Here is a 12807-nt window from a genome sequence, read left to right as displayed (position 1 = left end):
GATGTTCTACTCTTATTTTAAAGGTAGTCCTTCAAATACGAAAGTAATTTTTAGAATATTTCGTATTTTACAGTTAAATCTTATTTGTAAATTTCATAATAAATATACGCATATGCTAAATCAAGGCATTTTTGGTAGCTCGGTAAATTATTTTCTTTATTATTTACCGATGCAAAATAGATGGCCTCCAGTACGCTTTCGTTTTTCGGGTAATGTTCACGGATTTTATAGAAGACCTTTGCGCACAATGTATCGGTACATTTTTCAGATAGCTGAATAATATAGCCGATTGTAGATTCATCAAGGCGTGTACTCGTTATGATGACCTCTTTCATCTCTTTCATCATTTCTAGATTGATTAAATGGATGATTTCATTTAACTTCTCTTTTTCAGACTCCACCACTTTACAATCAACTAGTACGAGCGTAAACCCTGCATCTTTTGTCGATTTTAATAGATATGTACCCGCGAGCTGAAACTGCTGTAATGGCGATATAAAACTTTTATCCAATTCAAATTCGTTAGTTATTGACGTTTTAATATATTTTTCCATATAGCGTTTATCTGTTTCAATTTTGCGGTAAAAACGCGCTTGGTACTGCTCCATCTTTTTTAGAAGAGTTTCTTCATTTATCAGCTTATATGATTGGGTAATATATTTATAGCACTCCTGCACTAAATCCTTATGGCTGTTGGCTTTCATACAAAGAAGGAGCACCTCATGAAGTACTTCTATTGCACATTCAAATCGGTCATTTTCAAAAAGAATTTTTCCCCTTAGTACACGGACATGCAAATCTATACGAGAAAACTTTTCGAATGGGTACTCTTCAAAATAGTCATTAAATAACTTTTTCGCATACTCCACTTTACCAATCTGCAGGGACAATTCAATATGAGTGATAAAACGGACGAGCAAAAACCTCTCATCTTCCGGGTTCCCCATCTTTAAAAAAACAGCTGGAATCTTGCTAATATCCCAAAAGATATCTTTTGGTAATTCATCCATTTGTGTTGCATAATAATTATTCATTGCAAGTGACAGTAATGAAAAATTTTCATCTTCCAATGCGAAACTGCTCGCCAGTCTGTAATATTTTTTTGCCTGTTCAAAATCAATACTGAAATAATAGCAATGTCCAATGACCAAATAGAGGCTTGCTAAACACCCTTTTAAGTTCTCTTTTATATGCTGTTCAGTGTCCAATAACAATTGTAAAATCTTCATATTGCTATTGGCTAATATAAAAGGCTCACTATCAAAACGAAGGAAGGCATTCACCTTTTCAATATTTGCCTCTACTACTAATGTTTCTAACATTGCTATATATGCCTCATAATGTGCATCGATTGATGAAAATGTTTGTGAACGATAATGATCAAGTTGCAATGACTTAAGTTGCTTCCCCATCGTTATATCCACCTCCTACTTTTTCAAAGATAACGGTTCGTACAGCTCTCGTTTAATAATTGAAAATTGATCCATAAAACGAATGACTTTATATTTACTGTCAGCATATTTCGTTTCGTTGTCTACCAGGTAATCACGTAAACTCTTTATAATTTTTGTTTCGATTTGGACGAGTTTTTTTGGATAATGTTCGTATTCATAGAAGCGATCATGAAATAATTGCTTCGAACTGTTTTCAAACTTCATATATAAATCATATTGTTCTTTTGGTAATATTCCGAGTACTTCACGCAAATAATCCAAAAATAGATTGACGGTCATTACCGAAGCCATTAAAGCTTTAGTATACGACCCAACCGTGGCTTTTTTCAGTCGTTTAAATTTCGAACTTATTAGTACTTCATTCAATATAAAATTACGAAGCAAAAAAATGAGTGCATGCTCTGAATTGATGACCGGCTCTTCTTCAAAATAAAAGTAAACCCAAACATCGCTTACAATGTATTTCGCGAAAGATAATTGCGCAAAGTCATGGCGGATTAAATGGAAGAAATAGTCGTAGTGTTCGAGCAGGATTAATTGTTCGAGCTGCTGTTCATTTAAAATAAACAAAGAATTTGATGTATCAAAATCTTTCATCTTCACACCTCTTTCTCGACATTTACTACCATTATAATAGTTTTTTGTTAAAATTTGTTGTTTTTTGCAGAAATAAAAAGACATACCCGAAAGAAAGTGACTTTCGGGTATGTCTATATTAATTAATATGCTAGGCCAAATAACGCTTTAATATGAGTCATATAGCGGATATTTGAAGCTTCTTTCATTAATGAAGCTGGTAAACCTACTAATTGAGTATTGTTTGCCCCAACTGTAGCAATACCGTCTTTGCGGCCTAAAGAACCTAACGTACCTGAGTTAGTAAATTTGAATTCTTTTAGGTCAGCACCTTTAATTTGTGCAAAAATATTGTAACCAGCAATTTCACCTTGCTGCCATGCTACTTGAGCAGTTGGCGCATAGGTTGGACGGTCACCTGGGTTTGGAATATGTGCTGAAGCATCACCAATAACAAATACTTCAGGATGTGAAGTAGATTGTAAGAAGTCATTGATTGTTGCTTTACCGCGATCTGCAGCTAAACCTGATTCTGCTACTAATGGAAGTGGAGCAACTCCACCTGTCCACACTAATGTGTTTGCAACGATTGGCTCACGGTCTTTTAATTGAATAACATTACCTTCAACGCCAGTAACAGGTGTTGATGTAATGAATTCTACACCGCGTTTAGATAATGACTGAGTTGCACGATCGATTAAGTTTTCTGGGAATACCGGTAAGATTTTTGGACCTGCTTCAACTAGTTTAATTTTAAGATCTTCAAATTTAACACCGTATTTCGCCGCAACTTTAGGGAAGTGGTCTACGATTTCACCAACAAGCTCAACGCCTGTTAAACCGCCACCGCCGATAACGATTGTCGCATCTGCTTCGTCTTTTGTTGTTGCATATGCTTTAATGCGTGCTTCGATATGCTCGCGAATTGCATTAGCTTCATCAACTGATTTTAATACGAAAGAGTTTTCCTCTAAACCTGGGATTCCGAAGAAACCAGTTTGGCTACCTAGAGCAACAACTAATGTATCGTATTGTAATGTTTTGCCGTTTGAAAGTACTACATTTTTGCTTTCAACGTTAAAGCTGTTTACTTTTGCGATTTCCAAGTTGATGTCATAACCTTTGAAAATCTTTTCAAGTGGCAATGCTACAGCACCTTCAGCAATTGTACCGCCAGCTAAACGGTGTAATTCAGTAATGATTTGATGTGTAGGGAATTGGTTTACAACTGTAATACGCGCTTCGTCTTTATTTAAATATTTACGAGCTGTTTGTGCTGCTAATACACCAGCAAATCCAGCACCTAAAATAACGATTTCTTTAGTTACCATATTAAAAATCCTCCAATAAAATTAGATTATACAAATTATTTCATTTGTTTACGTTCAGATGCTACTTGTAAAAATGCATTAGCAAAACGTAATGCCCCTTGAACTTGTGGGTCTTTTAACATTTTTAATAAGCCGAATACGCCTACTGTTTCATTGTTAACTTCAGCACGGTCTTTTGCTTCGATCGCTGTTTGTGCCAATGATTTTGCAGTACCAACGACTGGACTAGCCATTTCTGTTACAGCAGCAACTGTATCATTTTTTAATGTTTCGTCAGTTGCAACACTCGTCGCGAAATCATATGCTTTTGTTAATAATGTAGTCATCTCAGCCAATTTCGGTAAGTTATCTACTAAAGTAGTTAATGAAGCTTGTACCTCTGGCTTTAGTAACTGGTCTAATACATCTAATTGCTCTTGTGTAACAGCCATTTTTTCTACCTGCTGATTATTCATTTCTGACATAATAACTCTCCTTTGCCATCACTTAATATTATTTTTTTTTCGAAAATTTTATACCGATTGTAAAAACTTTCACATACCATTCAATAAGCAACGATAGCACAAAGATTCGTTTGTTACAATTAGAAAACGGAAATAAACGACCGAAAAACTTAATTCAAGAATATTCTGTTATATTATTATTTAAAAAAATTTTGTTTTTATGTATTTAGCGTATTTTTGTGTATTTTATAATAAAAATTTCCCTTCATTATTTTTAATATTGGAATTATTTAATAAGTTGTTTCTTATCATTATTAAAGGTTAATTAGGTATTTATATGATAGAAAACAAAAATTCTTTACTAGTAAAAGTGATTCGCCCCCTCCTCTATTTCCCACCATGTTATTTTTCTAAAAAAACTTACTCTCCAAACGGTTGATTTGACTCAATAGGAACCTCCACGTTGCTATGAAACGAAAAAGTGCGTACTTTTTTTAATTTTTAACTGGATCCATAATAAAAAAGCAACGAAATACTTATTCAATTGGAGGATCAATAAATGATTACTAGTTTACAGGATACAATCAAATTAAATAATGAGGTAAAAATGCCAGCAATGGGCCTTGGCGTCTTTCAGGTGGAAAACGACACAACAGTAGAAATTGTTAAAAATGCGATTGAGCTAGGTTACCGCAGCATTGATACAGCCGCTATTTACGGAAACGAAGCGGGTGTTGGCGAGGGCATTAAATTAGCACTGGCCTCTACCGGGTTAAATAGAGAGGACTTATTCATCACATCTAAAGTTTGGAATGCCGGATTAAATTATGAGGAAACTGTTTCAGCTTACGAAGAGAGCTTGGAAAAATTAGGGCTGGACTATTTGGATCTATATTTAATCCACTGGCCAGGTAAAAATAAATTTGCCGAGTCTTGGAGTGCTTTAGAGGATCTGTATATAAAAGGTAAAATCAGAGCAATCGGTGTTTGCAATTTCAATATTTCGCATTTGCAGGATTTAATGAAAAACGCTCGGGTAACACCAGTCATTAACCAAGTTGAGTTTCACCCGCGCTTACAACAACAATCATTACGTGCATTTTGCAAAGAGCACAATATTCAATTGGAAGCTTGGGCTCCATTAATGCAAGGCGGTCTACTCGAAGATCCGACGATTGCAAAGATTGCCGAAAAGTATGGAAAATCAAATTCACAAGTTATTTTACGTTGGGATATTCAAAATAGAGTTATCACGATTCCTAAATCCGTTCGTAAAGAGCGGATGGCGCAAAATGCCGACATTTTTGACTTTAGTCTTACTGATGAAGAAATGCAGATTATTAATGCGATGAATTTAGATAAACGGGTCGGTCCGGATCCGGTAGTTTTTGATTTCTAATTTGAATGGAAGATTTGAAGAGACGAAAAGCCTCAAGTTTTTTGAGGCTTTCATTATTTTCATTAGGATAGTTTTTGCTCAGCAATATCATCATCACGCTGCATAAGAAGAACTTCTTCACCATTCTCTTTTAATTTATCGATATGTTTCTCCCCCCACGTGCAAAGTAAGTTGAGCACCGGCTCCATCTCGTGTCCATATGGGGTTAAGGAATATTCCACTTTCGGCGGTACTTGGTTGTACACCTTACGATTAATTAAACCGCATTGCTCAAGTTCGCGTAATTGGGACGTCAGCATTTTCTGTGAAATGCCGGGAATTAACCGGCGAAATTCATTCGTCCGGATTTGACCATGGTGATTGAGGTGACATAGAATGACTGGTTTCCATTTACCCCCAATGACTTCGAGTGTTGCTTCGACACCAATATTATAAACTTTTTTCATTTTGAAACCCCCAGTATTATCAAAAGTAACTAAAAGTACTGTACATGCTTTTTTTGTATGTATGAATAATACTATACCCTATAAAATAAATCAAAGGAGTTATTTTAATATGTCTACATTAAAAACACCAAACGCCAGATTAACACTTCTTGCGTTAGCAATCAGTTCGTTTGGTATCGGTTCCACAGAATTTATTAGCGTTGGATTGCTCCCGCTTATCACAAATGAGTTTGGTATTACTTTAAGTACTGCAGGATTAACAGTATCAATCTATGCATTAGGCGTTACAATCGGAGCACCAATTTTAACCGTTTTAACATCCCGGCTTGACCGTAAAAAGGTGCTGCTGATCGTAATGGTACTTTTTATCGTCGGTAATTTATGGGTAGCGATAGCACCAACATTTACTTTACTGTTGATCGGACGCATTATTTCTGCTTTTGCCCATGGTGTATTTATGTCGATTGCGGCGGTTATAGCTGCTGACGTTGTGGCACCAAACAAACGGGCAAGTGCCATCGCTTTTATGTTTACAGGATTAACTTTGGCAACTGTCAGTGGAGTACCTTTAGGAACATTCATTGGCCAAGTAACGGATTGGCGGCTATCATTCATCTTCATCGTCGTTATTGGCATAATTGGGTTAATCAGCAATGCATTCCTTGTACCAAATAATTTAACAAAAAGTAAACCGATTTCATTAAGTGATATTGGAAAAGTATTAAGCAATTTCCGTATGCTATTAATTTTATTTATTACAGCAATGGGTTACGGAGGCGTATTTGTTGTTTACACATATGTGTCCCCTATTCTTGAAAATCAAATGGGCTACTCCCCTCATGCGATTGTCGTAATATTAGTTGTATACGGAATTTGTGTCGCTATTGGTAATACAATCGGTGGCCACTTTGCAAATATTAATCCACTGCGTGCGATATTCATCTTCTTTATTGGACTAGCCTTAACGTTACTTGGTGTATACTTCTCATTTGATTCCAAAGTAATTGGGCTCGTAATGGTATTAGCAATGGGACTGTTTATGTTTATGAATGTGCCAGGCTTACAATTGTATGCCGTTCAGCTATCCGAAAAATATGTACCAGCTGCTACTACAATGGCTTCTGCTTTAAATATTTCAGCTTTCAATATCGGGATTTTCCTCGGTTCATATGTCGGCGGTTTGATTGTACATTATCAGTCACTGGACAATACTCCCCTATACGGATTTTTAATGGTAATCATTGCAGCAAGTATTACATTAGTTTGGATGATAGTAGAAAACAAACAAAATGTTTGTACTAAGAATGAATTCTCGCCATTTTTCAAAAATTAACATTTATAAAATATGATAGAAACCTCTCCTAACATTAATGTTTGAGACGGTTTCTATTTTTGTTTATAATTCCATATGGAAATATTCAAAAGGAGCTCAATCAACCGTATTTTCGTAGTTCTTCGGAATATCTCCACAATTTAACCTTCAAAATTCCATTATATTTGCTATGCTTAGATTGAAGGAGCGTTATTTAATGAAAAAGATTATTTTTATACTGATTTTGGCCGTTATTGGCTTTCAATTTTTTACGACTGAACAAGTTGGTGCTCCCGACTTACCTCAGCAGCTTTCACTAGCATCGTACTCCGTCTCAAACGGGGATCTTGTCCTTGTTAACCGGGACATCGCATTACAGAATGAACCAGGCAACTTAGCCACCATTCCAGATGATATTGCTGAAAATGTAATCGTCAATTCAGAGTATTTTCTTGAAGAACAGGCTATTGCACCACTCAAGCAATTATTTGATGCGGCAGCGAAGGATGGAATCGAGCATTTCATAATCAATAGTGCCTATCGCAGCGGAAAACTTCAGAAACAGCTTTTTGAACAAATCGGTGCCGATTATGCCCTGCCAGCCGGCTATAGTGAACATCAGACGGGCTTATCGATTGATATTGGTTCGACTGTCGGCAAAATGGAGAATGTTGCAGAAGGAAAATGGATGGAAGAACATGCAGCGGAGTTTGGCTACATTCTACGCTATCCTAAACACAAAGTCGACATTACCGGTATTGAGTATGAACCTTGGCATTTCCGATACATAGGCTTGCCCCATAGCGTGATGATGACGCAGCACGACTTCGTTTTTGAGGAATATATCGCTTATCTAAAAGAGAAGCAATTTTATAAAATGAAATTAGATAATACAACTTATTTCGTGCATTATACCGATAACAAAACATCTGTTAACACACTTGAATCAAACAACATCAAAGTATCGGGTGATAATGTCGGAGGATATATTATTACTTCCGTATTGGAGGAAATATGATAGGCGTTCGTTAATGTTAATGGGATAAATAAAAAACGACCATTTGCAAGTTGCAAAATGGTCGTTTTTCATTTTTATTGCTAGATTATACTTTAACTTCATTCTCTTTATTATACGTTGCATGTTGTTTTCTCGCTTCGAGCACTTTGGATGCCGAAAAGATAAATACTGCCAGCCAAATACATACGAAAGTGATGAATTCTGTCAGTGTAAAAGGCTCCTTGTATAAAAAGATGCCGAGCATTAAGCTGATCGTTGGTGCCAAAAATTGAATAAAGCCCAATAAATATAGTGGAATTTTTTGCGCACTTTTTGCAAATAGTACAAGTGGCACGGCCGTCACGATCCCGCCGCCCATTAACAATAGATTGGTTTTCCAGTCCACATGCATAAAGGCAATTTCCGACGTATTCATTAAATAAATGTATATTGCAACGGCAATCGGTAAAACAAACAATGTTTCGATTGCGAGTCCGCGTGTCGCATCGAGCGGAATCTGCTTTTTAATTACACCGTAAAAAGCAAATGTCAGCGCCAGCGCCAGTGATACCCAAGGAATCGTTCCGCCTAATATCGCCTGATACCCTACCCCAATGGCCGCAATGATAACCGCTACTGCAGTTGCCCGGGAAATTTTCTCTTTAAAAAAGATCAATCCGAACAATACGGATATAAGCGGATTAATATAATAACCTAAACTTGTCTGTAGTAAATGTCCATTGTTTACTGCCCAAATAAAAATTCCCCAATTGAGTGAAACAAAAACCGATGCTATGAACAGTAAAAAAAACTGTTTCTTATTTTTCCATAGCATTTTTATATCTGCTATCATCTGTTTGTACTGACAGATCAGCAACACAAACAGAACGGTGAATACAAAGGACCAAATTACACGTCCCACTAATATTTCTACACTGCCCACATGCTGCAGCTGCTTCCAGTACAGGGGAATGATTCCCCACATTAAATAGGCGCCGATTGCTAATAAGACGCCCTTCTTTAGTTCTGACATTGGTGCACCTTCTAATTTTTGATACTCTCATTATAGATGTCCATACTTGAGAAGTAAATAATTGTAGCTTAATAGTGACATTAAAATTATTCCACTATACCATTTTGCAGTAAGTACATTTTGTGATATAACCCTTTATGTGCGATGAGTTGCTGGTGTGTACCACGTTCAACGATCTCACCTTTATGCAATACTAATATTTGCTCGGCATCCTGAATTGTTGAAAGTCTGTGGGCGATTGCGATCGTTGTACGGCCTTTGCGCATTTTTTCCAATGACTGCTGAATGCCGACTTCTGTTTCGGTATCGATCGCTGCCGTTGCTTCATCGAGTACAAGGATTTTCGGATTTGTCGCAATTGTCCTCGCAAAAGCCACCAGTTGGCGCTGACCGCTTGAAAACGTTGAACCACGTTCTGTTACACGGCTTTCATAGCCATCCGGAAGCGATTCAATGAAATCATTTGCCTGCACAAACTCTGCCGCTTCCTTCACCTTCTGTAATGTTAGATTTTCATTATACAGTCGAATGTTCGAATCAATCGTTCCGTAAAACAGGAAAGGATCTTGCAGTACAAGCCCCATTTTTTCTCGCAGTTCCCTTTGTTCGTAATCTTTGATCGACTGGCCGTCAATTAAAATTTCACCGCGCTTAAACTCATAGAAACGCATTAGGAGATTGATAATTGAACTCTTTCCGCTGCCGGTATGCCCGACTAATGCAACCGTCTCCCCTGGATTGACCGTGAATGAAATATTTTTCAGCACGTCTTGTTTGCCGTCATAGCTAAATGATACATTTTTAAATTCGATTTGCCCTTTTGAAACTTGAACCGGCTTGTTTTGCTGTGCTGGCTCGAGCTCTTCATTATCTATCAGCTCAAATACACGGGATGCCGCTACAATCGCTTGCTGGAACAGTGCGAGACGTTCCATTACTTGATTGATCGGATCAAAGAAACGGTTCATATATGTAATGAACGCATAAACAACCCCGACTTCCACTGCTGTTTCAAATGATGTCCATCCAAAGTAAAACAGTAAAATAACGATTGCTGTAAAGTACACTAAGTCAATAATCGGACGAAGCAAAAGACTGTTCATTTTCGTATTGGCCATCATTGACTGGAAATGCTCTTCATTGACACGGTCAAATTCGTCATTGAAACGAGGTTCTTGACGGAAAGCCTGCACGATACTCATTCCTGATAATGTTTCAGAAAGTTTCGCATTAAGCTCACTCAGTTTTTCCCGCATGCGCATATACACAACCGAACTCATTTTGCGGTAGAGCCAAATAATATACATAATGACCGGCAGCAAAAGCAGCATGTAAAATGCTAGCTTTGCATTTAGGAAAAACATCGCAAAATACACCCCGACAATTAAAAACGCCGCCTGTACAAAGCTGATGAGTACCGACACGAACATATCTTTAATCGCTTCCGTATCATTTGTTGCCCTGGACACGATTGAACCGGCCGGAACCTGATCAAAATAGCGCATGCCAAGTCGGTGAATTTTTGAAAACACATCAATTCGCAGTTGTTGAATAACTTTTAGTGCAAGCTCCTGGAATTTAATATTTTGATAATATGTGATAATAACGTTCAGCAATTGAATAATAAAGTACCCAACCCCGAGTGTGACGATTGGGGTCATATCAAAATTGCCGATCATTAAATGGTCGTCGATATAGACTTTGATCAAATACGGACCGATAATATCTCCGAGCACGGTTAAAACAAGAAGAAACAGCGCAATGGCCAATATCTTTTTATGTGGCTTTAAATACGTAAAGAGGCGCTTTAAAACGAGGCGCTGTTCTTTACTTGAAATCGTCTCATTCGCCATCGTGGTCACCCCCCTGTTCCACTAACTGCTCAAGTTGCTGTAACTGGTACATTTCATAATAGCTTCCTTCTAGTGCCATTAACTGTTCATGGGTTCCTTTTTCAATAATTGTACCTCCATCAAGAACGATAATGACATGTGCCTGCTGGATTGCGCTTAAACGGTGTGATGTAATAATCGTTGTCGCATTTTTCCGCTCTTCTTTTAATGAATGCAAAATCGCTTCTTCTGTCCGCGCATCAACCGCAGATAAAGAATCATCCAAAATGAGCAGTTCAGGTTTCATAAGTAATGCTCTAGCGATGGAAATACGCTGTTTCTGTCCACCTGAAAGGGATACCCCTCGTTCTCCGACAATCGTGTCATAACCATCTGTAAAGCTCATAATATCTTCATCAATATTTGCAAGTGCCGCCGCTGCACGAACTTCCGCCATGCTTGCACGTGGATTGGCAAAGGCAATATTGGAATAAAGTGTTGCCGAGAATAAAAAATGATCTTGCGGTACATAACCAATCGCCTGACGCAGAGAACTTTTCTTATAATCATTTATATTGTGTTCACCAAATTGTATTGTTCCTTCATATCCTTCAAACTCACGAAGCAACAGCTTTAAGATCGACGTCTTCCCCGCACCTGTTTTACCGACGATTCCGAGTGTTTCGCCGTGTTTCAGCTCAAAATGCACATCGTGTAATGTCGGTGCTGCATCTCCCGGGAATGTAAATGAAGTGACATTGAATAGAAGATCTCCTGAAGGATTTTCTTCAATTGCGTCAACCTTGTCATCGATTTCAATCGGGGTATTTAAAATGCGTTCGATCCGGTCATATGAAACACTGCCTCGCTCGACAATATTGAACAGCATTCCAATTGCCAGCATCGGCCAGATCAGAATACTTAAATACGTCGTAAAAGTAACTAAATCACCGACTGTCATCGCATCTTCCAAAATAAATTTCGTCCCGAATCCAAGGCTTAGCATGAAACTTAACCCGACAACAAAGCTGATTGTTGGGTCAAATAATGAATCGACTTTTGCTACACGCATATTTTTTTCCACAACTTCATCGGAAAGCTTCGTAAAATCCGTAACGTCCTCCTGTTGCTGACCAAACGTTTTCAGTACTTTCATTCCGCTGATACTTTCCTGAGTTTTATCGTTTAAATCGGAAAATGCAGCTTGGGCATGACGGAACCGCTCATGCAGAAGTTTGCCGTAATAGCTCGTCGATAAGGCTACTAGCGGCATCGGAATGAGTGCAATTAATGTCAGACGCCAGTCAATCGTGATTGCCATTGCCAAAATGACAAAGCCCCCTGTTGTAAGCGAGTCAAATAATGTTAAAACCCCGCCTCCAGCTGTTTGCTGTACTGCACTTATATCATTTGTTGCATGTGCCATTAAATCCCCGACACGGTTTTTTTGATAAAATGACGGAGACATTTGTGTAAAATGGCGATGGAGCTTCTCGCGTAATGTTCGCGCCAACAAGTTAGACGATCCAAAAATCATTTGACGCCAATAGTAACGCAGTATGTACATGGCAATTGCTACACCGATAATGACAGCGAGCCATTTAAATAGGCCTGCTTTTGTTAATGTCCGTGCTCCGATCTCATCAATAGTAAAGCCAATAATTTTCGGTGGCACGAGTTGCAGGATGGCTACTAGTACAAGCATTAGAAGTCCGACTGTGTATTGGTATTTTCGCTCTTTAAAAAACCAACCTAATTTAAGAAATACCTTCATTCTTTCACCCTCTTTTTTTACTCAAGTTCCACCATTTTACCAAATATTTTAATTTTCCGATATATTTCACAAATATTTTTTTCGGATTCCGAATTATTTTTCTGATAAAAAGTTTACTGATGATTGTAACGGTTTTTGCATTTATATTTTCGCATTCAATATTTCTGTATCTTTTTGTCCATACTACAATCAATACTCCATTTACAGCAG

General features: G+C 37.7%; 11 protein-coding genes. 3 read left to right on the top strand and 8 right to left on the bottom strand.

Annotation, left to right across the window (positions count from 1 at the left end; genetic code table 11):
• Positions 1-80: 80 nt before the first annotated feature.
• From ACQKN3_RS04290 to ACQKN3_RS04275, 4 genes are all read right to left on the bottom strand, one after another.
• On the bottom strand, positions 81-1412 hold the full coding sequence (locus ACQKN3_RS04290; RefSeq protein ID WP_427709663.1) for a dehydrogenase: 1332 nt from the start codon (positions 1410-1412) through the stop codon (positions 81-83).
• Positions 1413-1427: 15 nt separating this feature from the next.
• Positions 1428-2051: a serine protease gene (locus ACQKN3_RS04285; RefSeq protein WP_427709661.1), complete on the bottom strand. Its 624-nt coding sequence runs from the start codon at positions 2049-2051 to the stop codon at positions 1428-1430.
• A 122-nt stretch (positions 2052-2173) separates the two neighbouring features.
• Positions 2174-3361: an NAD(P)/FAD-dependent oxidoreductase gene (locus ACQKN3_RS04280; protein ID WP_427709659.1), complete on the bottom strand. Its 1188-nt coding sequence runs from the start codon at positions 3359-3361 to the stop codon at positions 2174-2176.
• A 35-nt stretch (positions 3362-3396) separates the two neighbouring features.
• Entirely contained in the window at positions 3397-3825 is a 429-nt protein-coding gene (locus ACQKN3_RS04275; protein WP_251687634.1) for a DUF1641 domain-containing protein, read from the bottom strand.
• A gap of 538 nt (positions 3826-4363) precedes the next feature.
• Here ACQKN3_RS04275 and ACQKN3_RS04270 point away from each other — a divergent pair.
• Entirely contained in the window at positions 4364-5203 is an 840-nt protein-coding gene (locus ACQKN3_RS04270) for an aldo/keto reductase (RefSeq protein WP_427709657.1), read from the top strand.
• A 62-nt stretch (positions 5204-5265) separates the two neighbouring features.
• Here the strand turns inward: ACQKN3_RS04270 and ACQKN3_RS04265 are convergent, their stop codons facing one another.
• On the bottom strand, positions 5266-5649 hold the full coding sequence (locus ACQKN3_RS04265) for a winged helix-turn-helix transcriptional regulator (protein ID WP_251687630.1): 384 nt from the start codon (positions 5647-5649) through the stop codon (positions 5266-5268).
• Between the two features lie 109 nt (positions 5650-5758).
• Here ACQKN3_RS04265 and ACQKN3_RS04260 point away from each other — a divergent pair, with 109 nt between their 5' ends.
• Together ACQKN3_RS04260 and ACQKN3_RS04255 are read left to right on the top strand one after the other, a co-directional pair.
• On the top strand, positions 5759-6982 hold the full coding sequence (locus ACQKN3_RS04260; RefSeq protein ID WP_427709655.1) for an MFS transporter: 1224 nt from the start codon (positions 5759-5761) through the stop codon (positions 6980-6982).
• 196 nt (positions 6983-7178) lie between these two features.
• Positions 7179-7979 (top strand): M15 family metallopeptidase, encoded by an 801-nt coding sequence (locus ACQKN3_RS04255; RefSeq protein ID WP_427709653.1) that lies wholly within the window; start codon positions 7179-7181, stop codon positions 7977-7979.
• An 85-nt stretch (positions 7980-8064) separates the two neighbouring features.
• On the opposite strand, the gene rarD is transcribed toward ACQKN3_RS04255, so the two are convergent.
• From rarD to ACQKN3_RS04240, 3 genes are all read right to left on the bottom strand, one after another.
• Positions 8065-8991, bottom strand: a complete 927-nt coding sequence (gene rarD, locus ACQKN3_RS04250) for an EamA family transporter RarD (protein WP_427709651.1) — start codon at positions 8989-8991, stop codon at positions 8065-8067.
• An 86-nt stretch (positions 8992-9077) separates the two neighbouring features.
• Positions 9078-10844 carry an ABC transporter ATP-binding protein gene (locus ACQKN3_RS04245; protein ID WP_427709649.1) on the bottom strand — a complete coding sequence of 589 codons (1767 nt, stop codon included), beginning with the start codon at positions 10842-10844 and terminating at the stop codon, positions 9078-9080.
• Positions 10834-12597: an ABC transporter ATP-binding protein gene (locus ACQKN3_RS04240; RefSeq protein WP_427709647.1), complete on the bottom strand. Its 1764-nt coding sequence runs from the start codon at positions 12595-12597 to the stop codon at positions 10834-10836. The genes ACQKN3_RS04245 and ACQKN3_RS04240 overlap by 11 nt, the downstream gene beginning before the upstream one ends.
• Between the last annotated feature and the right edge of the window lie 210 nt (positions 12598-12807).

Origin of the sequence: Solibacillus sp. NPDC093137 (assembly GCF_050280445.1) — a bacterium.
Lineage (GTDB): Bacteria > Bacillota > Bacilli > Bacillales_A > Planococcaceae > Solibacillus > Solibacillus isronensis_B.
The sequence above is the reverse complement of the archived record's forward strand: the minus strand, read 5'-3'. Positions and strand labels throughout refer to the sequence as shown.